The sequence below is a fragment of the Geobacillus sp. B4113_201601 genome (assembly GCF_001587475.1).
GTDB classification, from domain to species: domain Bacteria; phylum Bacillota; class Bacilli; order Bacillales; family Anoxybacillaceae; genus Geobacillus; species Geobacillus icigianus.
In genome coordinates this window covers 47,037-61,701 of the sequence record NZ_LQYX01000007.1, presented here as the reverse complement: position 1 = coordinate 61,701, position 14,665 = coordinate 47,037, and the positions used below count along the sequence as shown (strand labels likewise).

20 protein-coding genes are annotated in these 14,665 nt (G+C 55.2%); 3 read left to right on the top strand and 17 right to left on the bottom strand.

The window, feature by feature from the left end; genetic code table 11:
• Positions 1–33: 33 nt before the first annotated feature.
• From B4113_RS01510 to B4113_RS01445, 14 genes are all read right to left on the bottom strand, one after another.
• Positions 34–627 carry an SCO family protein gene (locus B4113_RS01510; protein WP_369802210.1) on the bottom strand — a complete coding sequence of 198 codons (594 nt, stop codon included), beginning with the start codon at positions 625–627 and terminating at the stop codon, positions 34–36.
• Between the two features lie 117 nt (positions 628–744).
• On the bottom strand, positions 745–996 hold the full coding sequence (locus B4113_RS01505; protein ID WP_033844913.1) for a YpmP family protein: 252 nt from the start codon (positions 994–996) through the stop codon (positions 745–747).
• Positions 997–1,091: 95 nt separating this feature from the next.
• Positions 1,092–2,363 carry a threonine ammonia-lyase IlvA gene (ilvA, locus tag B4113_RS01500; protein WP_061912126.1) on the bottom strand — a complete coding sequence of 424 codons (1,272 nt, stop codon included), beginning with the start codon at positions 2,361–2,363 and terminating at the stop codon, positions 1,092–1,094.
• Between the two features lie 215 nt (positions 2,364–2,578).
• Positions 2,579–3,028: a YndM family protein gene (locus B4113_RS01495; protein WP_033020791.1), complete on the bottom strand. Its 450-nt coding sequence runs from the start codon at positions 3,026–3,028 to the stop codon at positions 2,579–2,581.
• A 113-nt stretch (positions 3,029–3,141) separates the two neighbouring features.
• On the bottom strand, positions 3,142–3,636 hold the full coding sequence (locus B4113_RS01490) for a dihydrofolate reductase (RefSeq protein ID WP_033843859.1): 495 nt from the start codon (positions 3,634–3,636) through the stop codon (positions 3,142–3,144).
• Positions 3,637–3,649: 13 nt separating this feature from the next.
• Positions 3,650–4,444: a thymidylate synthase gene (gene thyA, locus B4113_RS01485; protein ID WP_033843858.1), complete on the bottom strand. Its 795-nt coding sequence runs from the start codon at positions 4,442–4,444 to the stop codon at positions 3,650–3,652.
• Positions 4,445–4,590: 146 nt separating this feature from the next.
• Complete coding sequence (locus tag B4113_RS01480; RefSeq protein WP_033844911.1) at positions 4,591–5,292, bottom strand: toxin; 702 nt, start codon at positions 5,290–5,292, stop codon at positions 4,591–4,593.
• A gap of 99 nt (positions 5,293–5,391) precedes the next feature.
• The gene (locus B4113_RS01475) at positions 5,392–5,970 is read right to left on the bottom strand and encodes a YpjP family protein (RefSeq protein ID WP_369802211.1); all 579 of its coding nucleotides are present in this window, start codon (positions 5,968–5,970) and stop codon (positions 5,392–5,394) included.
• A 21-nt stretch (positions 5,971–5,991) separates the two neighbouring features.
• A complete protein-coding gene (locus B4113_RS01470; RefSeq protein ID WP_033843856.1) occupies positions 5,992–7,182 on the bottom strand; it encodes an LL-diaminopimelate aminotransferase in 1,191 nt (396 codons plus the stop codon).
• A 340-nt stretch (positions 7,183–7,522) separates the two neighbouring features.
• On the bottom strand, positions 7,523–7,654 hold the full coding sequence (locus B4113_RS18380) for a YuzL family protein (RefSeq protein ID WP_081897296.1): 132 nt from the start codon (positions 7,652–7,654) through the stop codon (positions 7,523–7,525).
• A 148-nt stretch (positions 7,655–7,802) separates the two neighbouring features.
• Complete coding sequence (locus tag B4113_RS01460) at positions 7,803–8,240, bottom strand: BrxA/BrxB family bacilliredoxin (RefSeq protein WP_033843853.1); 438 nt, start codon at positions 8,238–8,240, stop codon at positions 7,803–7,805.
• 140 nt (positions 8,241–8,380) lie between these two features.
• Positions 8,381–9,535: a conserved virulence factor C family protein gene (locus B4113_RS01455; RefSeq protein WP_033843852.1), complete on the bottom strand. Its 1,155-nt coding sequence runs from the start codon at positions 9,533–9,535 to the stop codon at positions 8,381–8,383.
• Between the two features lie 3 nt (positions 9,536–9,538).
• Entirely contained in the window at positions 9,539–10,030 is a 492-nt protein-coding gene (locus tag B4113_RS01450; RefSeq protein ID WP_033843851.1) for a glutathione peroxidase, read from the bottom strand.
• Between the two features lie 63 nt (positions 10,031–10,093).
• Positions 10,094–10,606, bottom strand: a complete 513-nt coding sequence (locus B4113_RS01445) for a hypothetical protein (RefSeq protein WP_033843849.1) — start codon at positions 10,604–10,606, stop codon at positions 10,094–10,096.
• Positions 10,607–10,724: 118 nt separating this feature from the next.
• Between B4113_RS01445 and metA the strand changes: the two genes are divergently transcribed.
• The 3 genes from metA (at position 10,725) to B4113_RS20000 (ending at position 12,234) form a co-directional block, all read left to right on the top strand.
• Positions 10,725–11,633, top strand: a complete 909-nt coding sequence (metA, locus tag B4113_RS01440) for a homoserine O-succinyltransferase (RefSeq protein WP_033843848.1) — start codon at positions 10,725–10,727, stop codon at positions 11,631–11,633.
• 203 nt (positions 11,634–11,836) lie between these two features.
• The gene (locus B4113_RS18375; RefSeq protein ID WP_081897213.1) at positions 11,837–11,932 is read left to right on the top strand and encodes a YjcZ family sporulation protein; all 96 of its coding nucleotides are present in this window, start codon (positions 11,837–11,839) and stop codon (positions 11,930–11,932) included.
• Between the two features lie 152 nt (positions 11,933–12,084).
• Positions 12,085–12,234: a hypothetical protein gene (locus tag B4113_RS20000; RefSeq protein ID WP_172418557.1), complete on the top strand. Its 150-nt coding sequence runs from the start codon at positions 12,085–12,087 to the stop codon at positions 12,232–12,234.
• A gap of 43 nt (positions 12,235–12,277) precedes the next feature.
• Here B4113_RS20000 and cobO read toward each other — a convergent pair whose 3' ends face one another.
• Genes cobO through cobT form a run of 3 tightly spaced genes read right to left on the bottom strand, consistent with a single transcriptional unit; the run spans position 12,278 to position 14,629 of the window.
• Positions 12,278–12,823, bottom strand: a complete 546-nt coding sequence (gene cobO, locus B4113_RS01435; protein ID WP_033843847.1) for a cob(I)yrinic acid a,c-diamide adenosyltransferase — start codon at positions 12,821–12,823, stop codon at positions 12,278–12,280.
• The gene (cobA, locus tag B4113_RS01430) at positions 12,804–13,574 is read right to left on the bottom strand and encodes a uroporphyrinogen-III C-methyltransferase (protein WP_033843846.1); all 771 of its coding nucleotides are present in this window, start codon (positions 13,572–13,574) and stop codon (positions 12,804–12,806) included. The genes cobO and cobA overlap by 20 nt, the downstream gene beginning before the upstream one ends.
• Positions 13,571–14,629, bottom strand: coding sequence for a nicotinate-nucleotide--dimethylbenzimidazole phosphoribosyltransferase (gene cobT / locus B4113_RS01425; RefSeq protein ID WP_172418558.1), 1,059 nt, complete (start codon positions 14,627–14,629; stop codon positions 13,571–13,573). The genes cobA and cobT overlap by 4 nt, the downstream gene beginning before the upstream one ends.
• Positions 14,630–14,665 lie beyond the last annotated feature (36 nt).

Sequence of the window (14,665 nt, the reverse complement as noted above, 5' to 3'; positions counted from 1 at the left end):
CCAAGAACGCCAAACGGCCGCGCCGTTTTGGCGTTATCGCGACGATTGCACGATCTGAATATGCTCTAAAATGGTGTCGTACGGCACATCCTGCACTCCGTTGTACGTTTGGACCACCTTGCCGTCCGGACCGACTAGATAAAAGCTCGTGCCATGGACGACTTGATCGTCATTGGCTGGCTTTTGCACGATCGTTTTAAAGCTTTTTTGCGCCAGCTCGCTAATTTCAGCCGGGCTGTATCCAGTCAGCAAATGCCAGTTTGATAGATCATCGGTAAACTGTTTCGCATAAGCGGCCAGTTTTTCCGGCGTATCCACTTCCGGGTCGACGCTGAACGAGACAAACTCCACATCCAGCCCCTTCTCTTTTGCCATTTTCTTTAATTTCGCCATATGAGCCGTCATCGGCGGACAAACTGTTTCGCAGTTCGTAAAAATAAAATCGGCCACCCATACTTTTCCCTTCAAATCGCGCAGCCCAAATGGCTGACCGGACTGGTCGACAAACGTAAAGTCGGCGACGGGCCAGTTTTTCGCATCGGGAATCGTTTTGCCGCACGAAGCAAGCAAACAAACGGCAGCGATCATGATCATCCGCTTCCACATCAATGATCCGTTCCTTTCCATCGTTGAATCACTCCATCGGGTTCTCTTCAAGCACGGTCTTCGTCCCGCTTTTCATTATATAACGAAACGAGTCAAAATCCCACCAAAAAAAAGTTGTTTTGCCGCGGGGCAAAACAACTACGCATTGTGCTTGAGCACCGTTTCTTTAAAGATCTGTTCATACACAGGCCATTTCAACACTTTTTTCAAATGCTCGCGAAATGAGTAAACGGAACGGTTCGTTCTCGACCGGTACACGTTTGCAATAAACGCCTCTAAACGCAGCTGAATCATAAATCGGTACGTGTTCTCTTCCTCCAATACAGGAATTTCGATAATCTTGACCTTCTGTCCATATGCGTTTTTGAACTCGAGGCTTTTGAACAGCAAAATATCAATCCTCTTTTTCACCGATTTATTTATATTATACACCAATCTGGTGAAAAAGTATGTCGGAATGAGTGAATGGATTTCGACTTTTTTCGTCAAATCAACAGATGGAACAAGTTCGGATCTTTGTTGACTTCTTGGAACGGGAAGCCTTTTTTCTTCATCCGCTCGATGAGCGGGGCGTAGTCCTCGCGCCGTTTCAACTCGATGCCGACGAGCGCCGGGCCGCTTTCTTTGTTGTTTTTCTTCGTGTATTCAAACCGGGTGATGTCATCGGTCGGCCCGAGCACCTCATCCAAAAACTCGCGCAGCGCCCCTGCCCGCTGCGGGAAGTTGACGATGAAATAGTGCTGCAGCCCTTCGTAAATCATCGAGCGCTCTTTAATTTCCTGCATCCGGTCGATGTCGTTGTTGCCGCCGCTGACGACGCAGACGACCGTTTTGCCGCGGATTTGTTCCTTATAAAAATCAAGCGCGGCGATCGGCAACGCCCCTGCCGGTTCGGCGACAATGGCGTTTTCGTTGTACAACTCCAAAATCGTCGTGCACACTTTCCCTTCCGGAACGACGACGATGTCATCCAGCACCCCGCGGCATAACGCAAACGTCTTGTCCCCGACCGTTTTGACCGCGGCTCCGTCCACGAACTTGTCGATTTCCGCAAGCGTCACGACATGGCCGCGCTCGAGCGCCGCTTTCATCGACGGGGCGCCGGCCGGTTCGACGCCGATGACTTTGGTGGACGGAGAAATGCTTTTCACGTACGTTCCCAGCCCGGCCATCAGCCCCCCGCCGCCGATGCTGGCGAACAAAAAGTCGATCGGTTCGTCGCAATCGTTCAGCACCTCGACACCAATCGTCCCTTGTCCGGCGATAACGTATTCGTCATCAAACGGGTGGATAAACGCACGCCCTTCCGCTTCCGCGCATTTCACCGCCTCGTTGTATGAGTCGTCAAACGTGTCGCCGACAAGGACGATCTCGACCATGTCTTTGCCGAACAGCTGCACTTGTGACACCTTTTGCCGCGGCGTCGTCGCCGGCATATAAATTTTCCCGTGCACGCCGAGCGCCCGGCACGAGTAAGCCACGCCTTGGGCATGGTTGCCGGCGCTGGCGCATACAATTCCGTTGCGCCGCTCCTCATCGGTTAAATGCTTCATCCGGTTGTACGCGCCCCGCAGCTTAAACGAGCGGACGACTTGCAAATCTTCACGCTTCAAATAAACGTTGCACCCGTAACGTTCGGACAAGAGTGGGTTTTTTTGCAGCGGCGTATGGAAAACGACATCTTTGAGCGTGTGGTACGCGATCAAAATGTCCTCGACGTATACCGCTCCTTGCTTTCGTTTCAGTTGCTGTTCCATGCTCTCGTTCCCTTTCTTTTCTAAGTTGTCTTTGATTTGTAGATTATATCACAAATTCGCAAAAAGAAAAGGGAATTTTCGAAAAGTTTTTGTGCCGGGGCGAGCGAATGCCTCATCCGTGCGGTCCCGCCTCGGTAGGTGGTTGGCGCGAAACAACGGCACGTCTTCCAAAGAAAACAGTTGTTCGCCGGCCGCCAAACAAAAAAAGACCGGCGCTACCGCCGATCTTGATCTCGATCTTGATCAAATTCTTCCTCTTCAGCCAACTCCATCGCCCATCTTCCTTCATCATACCACCGGTGCGCCTCCTCGCGTCCCGCTTCTTCAAGCACGTGGTTTTCCATATACAGATGGAAAAACGCTTCGACCGCCCCGATGGCCAAGGCGCTGAAAAACGCGCCGTACGCCATGTTGACGGACGGGGCAATGAGGGCCACACTGGCCGGCCAAATAAGCAAAAAGGAAAGCGGCACATCAACAGCGGCGGCGACAAAATGGCCGAAGCGCGGCAACACGAACAAATCGCCGATGACGTAGGAAACGAGCGCCGTGATGATCGTCATGACTGAAATCAACGAGAGCGGAGCATTAAAAATCGTAAATATCGAAAACAACACGACGCTCCAAGCGGCCAACTTGACGACAAACGGAACGATATGCTTCATCGTCTTCCTCCATTTCCAAGCATCGTTCGTATACCGTTATCGTGTCTTTTTTGCCCCGCTTCTATGCAAACAGGGCGCCTTGCCGTTTGGCAACAAGCGCCCTGTTTTTCCGCTCATTCCGCTTTTTTCCGCTCATAAATGAGAAAGGCGTGCTCATATGGATTTTTTTCGTCTTTGATTCCCGGCGTACAGGAGACGACTTGCCACTCTTGTTCAGGGATGGGCGGATAAAACGCATCGCCGGGAAAGGAGGCGAAAATGTTCGTGACATACAGCCGGTCGGCCATCGGCATTGTCGCCCGAAACAATTCGGCCCCACCGATGATAAACACTTCATCGCGGCGCGCCGCGATCCATTGCTTGACCTCTTCGAGCGAATGAAGCACAACGCAACCGTCCGGGCGAAACTGCGGGTTGCGCGTGACGACGATGTTTTCCCGGCCGGGAAGCGGGCGGCCGATCGCTTCAAACGTTTTGCGCCCCATCACGATGGCATGCCCCATCGTTACCCGTTTGAAATACGCTAAATCGGCCGGCAAATGCCACGGCAGCCGGTTGTCTTTGCCGATCACCCGGTTTTCGGCCATCGCGACAATGTGCGAGATCATCGCTTTCGCTCCTTTACACCGCCACCGGCGCTGGTATCGCCGGATGCGGGTCATAGCCGACAATTTCGAAATCGTCGTATTCGTAATCGAAAATGGACGGCGGCTTCCGTTTGATGACGAGCTTCGGGAGCGGGCGCGGCTCGCGCGTCAGTTGTAATTTTGCTTGTTCGATATGGTTTTTGTACAAGTGCACATCCCCGCCGGTGAAAATGAGTTCACCGACATCAAGTCCGCACTGCTCGGCGATCATGTGCGTCAACAGCGCATAGCTGGCGATGTTAAACGGCAAGCCTAAAAACGTATCGACGGAACGTTGCTGCCACATGCACGACAGCCGGCCGCCCGCCACATAAAACTGAAACGCATAATGGCACGGCGGCAGCTTCATGTTATCCAGCTCTCCAACGTTCCAAGCGCTCACTAGCAGCCGGCGCGAGTTCGGGTTTCGCTTGATCTCCTCAACGACCCAAGCGATCTGGTCGATCGTTTTCCCGTCCGCTCCTTTCCACGACCGCCATTGCGCGCCGTAAATCGGGCCGAGGTCGCCGTTCTCATCGGCCCACTCGTCCCAAATCGTCACGCCGTTTTCCTGCAAATAGCGGACGTTCGTGTCGCCTTTTAAAAACCAAAGCAGTTCATAAATGATCGAGCGGATATGCAACTTTTTCGTCGTCACGAGCGGGAATCCGTCCTGCAAGTTAAAGCGCAGCTGGCGGCCGAACACCGACAGCGTGCCGACGCCGGTCCGGTCCTCTTTTTCGATGCCGTTTTCCAAAATATCTTCCAACAGCTGCAAGTATTGCCGCAATGTCCTCACCTCACGCTTTATCATACCATAAGGACGGCAGCAAGCAACGATTTTTCGCGCAAAACACCGCGGCGAAAACACGGGCTTGCTCTATCGGCCGTATGACCGGTTGTGCCGATTCTTTTGCAAGCAGGCGACGTGTCAATCTAGCCCCGCTCCGCCAGCCGACGGATGAATGCATACGTGTTCGGGGCCACCGCCCGCAGCTTGTCCCGCGTTTCATCGCTCGCGTAGTAATAGGCGAACGATTCAGCGAAATACTCCTCGGGATACGTTAAAAAATAAGACTCGCCCGGAAACAGCCGCGGCGCCTCCTCCCGCCAAATCGCTTGAAAGGCGCTTGAACGGTGAATGCCGTCAAAAACGATGGAATCAAGCGAATGGGCAAACTCATGCAGCTCCAAATTGACCGAGCCGTGCCCTTTTCCTTTCTCGCTATGGCCGAGGCGGACGAGCACTAACTGCGATCCGCCGAGCCCCGGCACCTCATCCCATGTTTTGGATCCCGGCGCATAGCCGCGCGGCGTCTTCCCGCGCAAGTGACGAGCGGTCGGCTCATTCGTGATCGGGCCCGTCACCAGCTGGATGTAAATATGATGAGCAGCGGCCTGTTCCAAAATGGCGCGATCAATGCGGGCAAGCGTGCGAATCGTCTTGGTGGCTTGAGCGGCGGAAAAGTCCGCTTCCGGCACGATGACGATGCGGCCAAGCAGATCGTGCGACGGAATCGTTCGCACCTTCAAGCCGCTTTCGTTGAGCAGCACGCCATGTGCGGCCGGGTACGGTGAGAGCGACAGAAGCGGAACGGCAAACAGCGCCACCAGCAAGCTCATAAGCAGCCGTTTCATCATGGTTTCCCCCGCTTCTTTTTCTTTCAATCTATGAAAATCATAACATAGAACGAAGCGGGGAAAAACGCGCAAAATTAGGAAAGAACCGCGAACCGCTTAGGTGCGCCAGTTCGGCGGCGTATTTTTGGACCAGTAAATTTTCCCAAGCTCATAGTGGGCTTGAAAGCCGTCCTCACAAGTGTGATAGTGGAACTGAAACCAATAGCCGTCTTGCGGCGGATGCTCGCGGCGGACGTGAAAGCGGAGCAGATCTTCCCCCGTATCGGACCGATACAAATGAAAGATGCGTTCCCCTTGCCCGCCGGACGGATTTTCTGAAACCGCCAAATAGCGGAGTTCGTCTTCCGGATAACGCTCGGCAAGCTCAGCGATCACCGTTTCGATGCGCGGCAAAATGACGGTGCGAAACTCATCTTCAATAACCGGAGCGATTTTGCGACCGAATTTTTCATGCGACTGGGTAGCGGCCTTTTCGATCGTCTGCTCAATGAATTGGGCGCGCGTCAAGGAGCCGGCTTCATCGGCACGACCGACTGGATTGTGTTGCCAATCAGGAGACGAGGCATCGTCTGACGGCGGCTCTTTGGCAGCCAGCAATGAGGCGGGCGGCGTGACAAGTCCAAACGTGGAAACGGTAATGGCGGCAACAAGCGCTTTTCGCAGCCAAGTCGGCAGTTTCATCGCCTTCACCTCCCGTTACCGCCGCCTAGCGGCTGAAGACGCGAACAAGCCGGTCGCGCTTAATTTCGCCACCGCCCGGCGCAACACTTCTTCCGGCTGGACGAGAGCGATGCGCACGTACCCTTCACCGCTCGGCCCAAACGCATGCCCAGGCGTCACCACGACGCCGGCGCGGTCAATCAGTTCGTTCGTAAACGACAGCGATGTAAACCCGTCCGGAATTTTTGCCCACACGAACATGCCGGCTTGTGGACGGTCCACGTGCCAACCGATTTCGGCCAGCCCGGAAACGAGGGCGTCGCGGCGCGCTTGGTAGATGGCGCGAGTTTGGGCGCAAAAAGGAGCGCCGTCACGAAGCGCTTCGGCAGCCGCCTTTTGAATCGGCCAAAAAATGCCGTAATCCAAATTTGATTTGAATTCAGCGAAGGCGCGGATCACCTCGGCATTGCCGCATACGTAGCCGACACGGCAGCCGGCCATATGGTAGCTTTTTGACAACGAATTGATCTCCACACCAACGTCCTTTGCGCCTGGAACAGAAAGAAAACTCACCGGCTTGTTTCCGTCATAATACAGCTCGCCGTAGGCAAAATCGGAGACGACAAGCACGTTGTAGCGTTTCGCAAACTCAACTACTTCGCGGTAAAACGATTCCGTCGCCATCGCGGGCACCGGGTTGCCGGGAAAGTTCAAAAACATGATTACCGCCCGTTTGGCGATCTCTTCCGGAATGGCTCCCAAGTCGGGCAAAAATCCGTTTTCCTCCTTAAGCGGCAGAAAATACGGCTCCGCCTCCGCCATGGCCACTCCCGCGGCGTACGCTGGATACCCGGGATCCGGCAGCAAAATCACATCGCCCGGGTCGGCGAACACGATCGGCAAATGCACAAGTCCATCCTGCGACCCGATGACGTACGTCACTTCCGTTTCCGGATCGAGCGTGACGCCGTGCGAAGTCCGGTAATATTCCGCGACCGCTTCATGAAACTCGCGAATGCCTTTTAATGTATAGCCATACGCGTTTGGTTCATGAGCGTAGCGAGCGAGCGCCTCGCGCACAAACGGCGCCGGCGGCAAATCCGGGCTGCCGACGCTTAAATCGATCCATTCGTCGTGAAGATGATGCCGCTGTTTTCGATACGCCGCAAGCTCGGCAAACACAGACGCCGAAAACGCGGCCATTCGCTTCGCTTTTTTCATCGCCATTCCTCTCCCCTTGCCAAGACAAAAACCGCTTTTCCTTTTTGCTTTCGTTGGTATATACTATGGTTATATGAATAGTGTACCATATGTTCAAGGGGAAAATATAGACAGAAAGGCGGGAAAATGGGGTATGAATACGATCTTTTTTGCGGCCAGCCTCATTACGTTGTTGTATTTCATTTACAGCTGCATCGCCAATGCCTAACAGGGGCAAAGAAAAAGAGGGTGTCCCCCATGGACCGGGACGCCCTCTTTTTCGCTATATATACGTACTGACTGCTTCTGCCACACGATATGTTGTGCCTGTCTGGAAGGAAGGCGACCTTTTGGGTCAGCTCCTTTTTTAGTCCACTTTCGTTTTTTTGCGGGCGGAGTCAAGCTCATAAGCGCCTGTTTCCGCTTGTGTCGTCCCTTGTCCTCTGACGTCCGGGGCGCTGATGCCCGTTTTCGAACGATCTTTTTTCCGCTTCGGCACGCCGATCACCTCCGTCTTTATCGTTCCCGGCGGCGCGCCTCCGTATGCGAAAGCGAAGAAGGACGGCGCGCCTGTTCGGGAGCGGATGCCGGCGCACCCAACCGCCCGCGAGGCGGCCCCGGCGGCAAAGAGGCGGACGCATCGGCCATTAGCGGCAATGCGTTTGAAAAGCGGAGACAATATTGGCCATGACCTCTTCTAACGAATGAAATTCAATCTCTTCACGGGGAATGAAATGAACGACTTCTTTTCCTTTTAAGAGCGCCATCGACGGCGAGGACGGCGGATAGCCGACAAAGTACTCGCGCATTTTCGCCGTCGCCTCTTTATCTTGACCGGCGAACACCGTCACCAAATGATCCGGCTTTTTCTCGCTTTGCAGCACCGCTTGCGTCGCCGCGGGGCGCGCCAATCCAGCCGCACAGCCGCACACCGAGTTGACAAAAACAAACGTCGTTCCTTCCACTTGTTCCATAAACTGCTCGACTTCCTCGCTCGTGCGCAGTTCGCGGAAGCCGGCGCGGACGAGCTCGTCGCGCATCGGTTGCACGAGCTGGCGCATATAGTCTTCGTACGCCATCGACATGACCATCATCCCTCCATCTCATCGTGATCGCGTCATCAGCATACTACATTTCAAGCAAGAAAAGCAACGAAGACGGCGGCCGGCCCGGACAAAACCAGCGATGCCGGAAAGCGGCATGCTTCCCCACAGCACCGGCCTCTTCAGTCAACCTCTTTTTCCGCCTCTGTTTCTTTTTTCCGGCTTTCGGTCATTTGTTTCCAAACCGACCCTTTCGCCGCTTCACCGCCTTCGATCCGTTCAATGGCCATTTTCACTTGCAAGCTCACTTCAAACTCCGGATCGTTTTCCGCCGCTTTTAACGCCGCGAGCGCCGATTCGTCGCCGACCTCGTACAAAAACATGGCCGCGCGCCAACGGACGAGCTTGCTTTCGTCCTTTAGCGCTTCGATCATGGCCGGAATGGCCTCCGGATCGCCGATGTCGGACAAACAGTCGCCGGCGGTGCGGCGGACCGCAACGGCCGGATCGTTTAACGCTTCGTACAAATACGGAAGCACCTTTTTGCCGCCGATCATGCCAAGATACGCGGTCGCCAAACGGCGGATGGCCATTTTTTCATCCTTAAGCGCCTTCGCCAACACCGGGATATCGTCCTCGGTCGGCTCAGCCATCTGTTCGAGCGCGGCATACCGTTTGCGCCAGTCCGGGTCATCAAGCATCTCGCTCGTCACTTTGAGGCTTGGCCGCTTTTGCGCCGTTTTTTCCTGCTCGCCGCGGCGGAACATGTTGACGATCCGCTCGAGCCGCTCGGGCGGATAGGCGGCCGACAGCTCATCGACGATTTCGCGGCCGATTTCCTCAAACGTGCCGTAGCGCACTCCTTTTTCGACCCATTTTCGCTCAAGCACGACATTTCCCGCGTATTTTTGCGCCTCAATGACCGCGTCCATAAACGGTTTCGGCAGCCCGACGCGATGCTCGCGCTCCCCGTCGACAAGCTTGACTTGCATCGGCAAGCCGTACAACATTTGCACGAACACTTTCACTTCGCCGAAATGTTCGTTTCCTTTCGGCTTGGCCGCGGCGCCGTCATCCGCTTCCTCGCCGAACACTTTGCGCACGTTCGCCAAAATGTCGCGCCAGTCGTATTTCGGATGGCGTTCAATCGCCAAAAAGTCGGCGACATGGTAGATGCTTTTCACCCCGTCAATGCGCAGCAATGCTTGAATAAGCGGCGGCGCTTCGCTGATGTTGTCCGATTTATAGTTATGGCGCATGCCGGGTGGCAACTCTTCGTCAAGCAAAATTTTCATCGTGTTCGGGCTTGGCGTCGGTTCAATCGCTTGAATGCGCAAACGTCACCCCTCCTTGTTTGACAGCAGCTTTTCAATTTCCTTTCTCAACTCGTGCGGCTTCGTTTGCGGGGCGAAACGAGCGACAACCTGGCCGTTACGGTCGACCAAAAACTTCGTAAAGTTCCATTTGATCGCCTTTGTTCCTAATGCCCCCGGCGCTTGCTCTTTCAAATAGTGAAACAGCGGGTGGGCGTGATCGCCATTTACATCGACTTTCGCAAACAACGGGAACGTCACGCCGTAATTGAGCTGGCAAAATTGCTCAATTTCCTCTTCCGTCCCCGGCTCTTGGCCGCCGAACTGGTTGCACGGAAAGCCGAGCACCACAAACCCGCGATCGCGATAGTCGTCATATAGCTCTTGCAGTTCTTTATACTGCGGCGTAAAACCGCAACGGCTCGCCGTGTTGACAATCAACAGCACCTTGCCTTGATAGACGGAAAGCGGTTGTTCCTCACCACGAATCGTTTTGGCGCTAAATTGATATACACTCATGATTTTTCACCTCATCCTCATCATAACGGATTTTATCGTTTCATTCCACTTTTTGCATCGCTGCTAGTCAATGAACGATTGCAGCTGCTCGAGCGACGAAATCATATACGGCACCATCGCCGGCAAATCGGCCGCATTTTCTTCATAAATGAGGCGGGCAAACTCAACCGCGACTTCATTTTCATACGGACCGCGTTCATGCGGAAATGGGAAGCGGAGCGTTTGTCGGATGATTCGCTCCCGTCCCCAAATCGTCCGCAACGTTCCTTCAATGAACGGACAAACGGACAAACGGCGAACCGGCAGGGCAAACAAAAGAGCGAGTCGGCAGCCGGCTTGGCCGCGATAGAGCCGCTCGTTGGCCAGCTCAGCAAAATCGAGCGAAAGCCGCGCAGTGCAGACGACGAACGGATCCGGCGCATCATTGAGCCGAAATGAAATGGCGTACTCCCGCAACAAACGAGCCAAATCGACAAGATCGCGGCGGTCGACGACGGCGATACGCCCTTGCAAGTCCGCGTCGTACACGGCCCCTTCCAGCACTGTTTTTAAATTGTCAAACGCCGTCGGATCCAATTGCCATCCCTCCTTTTGATTCGCAAGCGGTTTCAGAGCAAAAAAGCCATTGAAGAATGTTGACAAAGTTTTTATAATTAAGATATTTAATAGCGAGACCGAAACGGAGGGGACACCATTGCCAATCAACATTCCAAAGGATTTGCCGGCCAAGGAAATACTCGAACAGGAAAACATTTTCGTCATGGATGAAGAACGGGCTTACTCACAAGACATCCGCCCGCTTAACATCGTCATTTTAAACTTGATGCCCGAAAAAGAAAAAGCGGAGACGCAGCTGCTGCGGCTGCTCGGCAACTCGCCGCTGCAAGTGAACATCACCTTCTTGCGCCCGGCGACCCATGAACCGAAAACGACAAGCAAACATCATTTGGATCAATTTTATACCATTTTTCCGCAAATCCGCCATCGGAAATTTGACGGGATGATCATCACCGGAGCGCCGGTCGAACAACTGCCGTTTGAAGAAGTGACGTATTGGGATGAATTGACGGACATTATGGAATGGACGAAAACGAACGTCACTTCAACGTTACATATTTGTTGGGGAGCGCAAGCCGGCTTGTATTACCATTACGGGATTCCGAAATATCCGCTGCCGGAAAAATGTTTCGGCGTGTTCAACCATACGGTGGAAGTGAAAAACGTTAAGCTGTTGCGCGGCTTCGACGATGTGTTTCGCATGCCGCATTCGCGCCATACGGATGTCAAGCGCGAAGACATCGAAAAGGTGCCAGAGCTGACGATTTTATCGATGGCTGAACGAGCAGGCGTTTGTCTCGTCGCCTCAAACGACGGCCGGCAAATTTTCTTGACCGGCCATCCGGAATATGACGCCACAACGCTGAAAGAAGAGTATGAACGGGACTTGGCGAAAGGGCTGCCCATCCAACCGCCGGAATCGTATTTTCCGAATGACGACCCGAGCCAGATGCCGCTCAATACATGGCGTTCGCACGCCAATTTGCTGTTGATCAACTGGCTGAACTATTACGTTTATCAAGAGACGCCTTACGAGTGGGAATAAGCGGCATGTCGGCGAAAAAGCGGCTCGTTTGGCCACCCGGACGATGCCGCGCTCGCCCGCGAAAAGAAAGAACATGTCGAAAAAACGCCTTCGCTGTTCTGGCAAGGCGTTTTTCTCATTTTCGTCACCTATCGACAATTCCCCCAGTCATTCACGCCGATGCGGCATATCATATGGTAGGCTTGATGGGGAGGTGAATCGGGATGGGCGCTTGGTATGGCAACGGATTTGCCTTGATCGTCGTCTTGTTTATTTTGTTGATTATTGTCGGTGCCGCTTTCGGCGGTTACGCTTACTAACCTGTTCGCCTTGGCCGCTTGTTTGCCAGCATCCGAACGAACGACGGGGAAACGCCGCTGATGGCGTTGCCCCGTTTTTTTGCGTTCGCGAATAAAATCGGTTGAGAGGCGGATGCTAATGATGCAACCCGGCGCAAAAGGAGGTGGCGGCGATGACGAAGCGGCCAAATAAAGGAAGCCGGAATCAAAACACGCCGACGCAAGATCCGATGGCGCTGCTCGACGGCCCGGTTTCCGGTGACAACAGCAAAGGGCGGCGGCAAAACAAAGCCCAACATGACAAAACCGATGAACATGCCTAACCTGCAAAAAAAGCGGCCTTGGTTGCGCCGCTTTTTTGTGCTACTAAAATTCAATTCCTTTCATCGCCGTTGTCCCTTGTTCATAGTCGTGCTTCACTAGCTTCATTTCCGTGGCGATATCGGCGGCCGCCATCAGCTCGGGGTGCGCCGCGCGGCCCGTGATGACAAGGTGGAGCGCCGGCGGACGGGTGCGGATCAGTTCCAGCACATCGTTGACGGATAAGATGTCGCTGATCGGAAACCGGTCAATCGCCACGGCGTTGTTCAATTCATCCAACACGATGACGTCATACCGGTTGGAATGGACATACTCGTTCGTCACTGCCCAAGCGCGCCGCAGCGCTTCGCGGTGCACTTCCGGCGTTTTCGTCCATGTGAAGCCGGCGCCGAGCTGGCGCACCTCGACACCGAGACGCCGCAACGCCAACTGCTCGCCGTACGTGCGCTCAGGCGACTTGATAAACTGCAGCACAGCGACTCGCATTCCTCGGCCGACGGCGCGCAACGCCAAACCCAAGGCGGCCGTCGTTTTCCCTTTTCCATCGCCGGTATAAACGATGACCCGCCCGCTACGACGAGGCGTCGGCATCGACCATGCCCCCTTGCCGCTCCGGAAACCATTGGAGCGTCTCACGCAGACGAACGACCTCACCGATGATGATGATGGCCGGATGGGAAATGCCCGCTTTTTTCGCCTCGTCTGGCAGTGTCGAAAGCGGCGCCGCTACCGTGCGCTGCCGCTCCGTCGTCCCCCATTCGATGATGGCCGCCGGCGTATTCGCTGGCTTTCCGGCCGCCAGCAGCCGGCCGCAAATATCCGGCAAGTTAGCCGCTCCCATGTACACGACGATCGTATCGCAGCCGCGGGCGAGCGCCTCCCAGTCGATCCGCTCGCTCCGATGGCCGCTGACCATCGCCACCGAGGCGGCGTAATCGCGATGAGTGACGGGAATGCCAGCGTACGCCGGCACCGCGATGCCGGATGTCACCCCTGGAACGATTTCAAACGGAATTCCGGCTTTCGCCAACACTTCCGCCTCTTCACCGACGCGGCCAAAGACGCACGGATCGCCGCCTTTTAAGCGGACGACCGTCTGGCCTTGACGCGCGCGGTCAACGAGCAAGTCATGGATCTGTTCCTGCACCGTATCATGTTTTCCCGGCTCCTTGCCGCAGTAAAGAAGCTCGGCGCCCGGCTTCGCATAGTGCAACAGCTTCCGGTTGATGAGCCGGTCGTAAATGACAACGTCCGCCCGTTCCAAGCATTCGCGGCCGTAAACCGTGATGAGCCTTTCATCCCCCGGCCCGGCGCCGACCAAATACACTTTGCCGACGGTCATGCTTGTTTCTCCCCTTTCTTTTCCCCTGTCGAAATGCCCGCGGACGCAAACGTCGCCATCTCATTCACCATGGCGGTTGCCGCCACGAAGAGCGGGAACGCCACAGCGGCTCCGCTTCCTTCGCCAAGCCGCATGCGCAAATCCAACAGCGGCTCTTTGCCAAGCAAGCGAAGAGCGATGTCGTGCCCCGGCTCTTGCGAACGATGACCAGCGATCATATACTCTGCGACGTTGGGGGCAAATTGGCGGGCCACAAGGGCAGCCACCGTGCAAATAAAGCCATCAAGCAAGATCGGAATGCGCCGCTCCGCTGCGGCCAACATCGCTCCAGCCATCGCCGCGATCTCCAGCCCGCCGATTTTCGCCAGCCATTCGACCGGCTTCGCCGGATCCGGCTGATGAAGCAAAAGCGCTCGACGGATGACGTCCCGTTTATGAGCCAATCTCTCTTCCCGAATCCCGCTTCCTTTGCCGACAATGCGTTCAAGCGGCTCATCGGTCAAGGTGGCCAACAAGGCGCTGGCGGCGGTGGTGTTGCCGATGCCCATCTCGCCGACAATGAGCGTGCGACCGCCTTGGCCAATGACGGACACCGCTTGCTCGTAGCCGACATGAAGCGCCTGTTCTGCCTCGGACATCGTCATCGCTTCCATGATGGCGAAATTGTTTGTCCCCGGGCGCACCTTTTTCTGAATCACGCGTTCATCAACGATCGGTGCGGCGACACCGACATCGATCACCTGAAGCAACGCGCCGATGTGCCGGCTGAAGACGTTGATGGCCGCTCCACCGTTGGCAAAATTGGACACCATTTGCGCTGTCACTTCAGCTGGATAGGCCGATACCCCTTCGGCAGCCACGCCATGATCGGCCGCAAACACAAGCACTCCGGGCGGAGTGACGCGCGGGAGAAGCTCCCCTGTCATGCCGGCGAGCTCAGCCGCTATGTCTTCAAGCCGGCCAAGGCTGCCGGGCGGTTTGGTCAATTGATCAATATAAGCACGGGCTTGTTCCGCCATTTCGCGGCGGATCGGCGGGATGGAAACGTTCATCATGGACGCGCCATCCTCCCTTTTCACGGGAATAGGCGC

Coding starts and splice junctions, on each gene's coding strand:
- B4113_RS01510 (WP_369802210.1), bottom strand. CDS start 627: ATGGAAAGGAACGGATCATTGATGTGGAAGCGGATGATCATGATCGCT.
- ilvA (WP_061912126.1), bottom strand. CDS start 2,363: ATGGAACAGCAACTGAAACGAAAGCAAGGAGCGGTATACGTCGAGGAC.
- B4113_RS01495 (WP_033020791.1), bottom strand. CDS start 3,028: ATGAAGCATATCGTTCCGTTTGTCGTCAAGTTGGCCGCTTGGAGCGTC.
- B4113_RS01490 (WP_033843859.1), bottom strand. CDS start 3,636: ATGATCTCGCACATTGTCGCGATGGCCGAAAACCGGGTGATCGGCAAA.
- B4113_RS01480 (WP_033844911.1), bottom strand. CDS start 5,292: ATGAAACGGCTGCTTATGAGCTTGCTGGTGGCGCTGTTTGCCGTTCCG.
- B4113_RS01470 (WP_033843856.1), bottom strand. CDS start 7,182: ATGGCGATGAAAAAAGCGAAGCGAATGGCCGCGTTTTCGGCGTCTGTG.
- B4113_RS01460 (WP_033843853.1), bottom strand. CDS start 8,240: ATGTCGATGGCGTACGAAGACTATATGCGCCAGCTCGTGCAACCGATG.
- B4113_RS01450 (WP_033843851.1), bottom strand. CDS start 10,030: ATGAGTGTATATCAATTTAGCGCCAAAACGATTCGTGGTGAGGAACAA.
- B4113_RS18375 (WP_081897213.1), top strand. CDS start 11,837: ATGGGCGCTTGGTATGGCAACGGATTTGCCTTGATCGTCGTCTTGTTT.
- B4113_RS20000 (WP_172418557.1), top strand. CDS start 12,085: ATGACGAAGCGGCCAAATAAAGGAAGCCGGAATCAAAACACGCCGACG.
- cobO (WP_033843847.1), bottom strand. CDS start 12,823: ATGCCGACGCCTCGTCGTAGCGGGCGGGTCATCGTTTATACCGGCGAT.
- cobA (WP_033843846.1), bottom strand. CDS start 13,574: ATGACCGTCGGCAAAGTGTATTTGGTCGGCGCCGGGCCGGGGGATGAA.
- cobT (WP_172418558.1), bottom strand. CDS start 14,629: ATGATGAACGTTTCCATCCCGCCGATCCGCCGCGAAATGGCGGAACAA.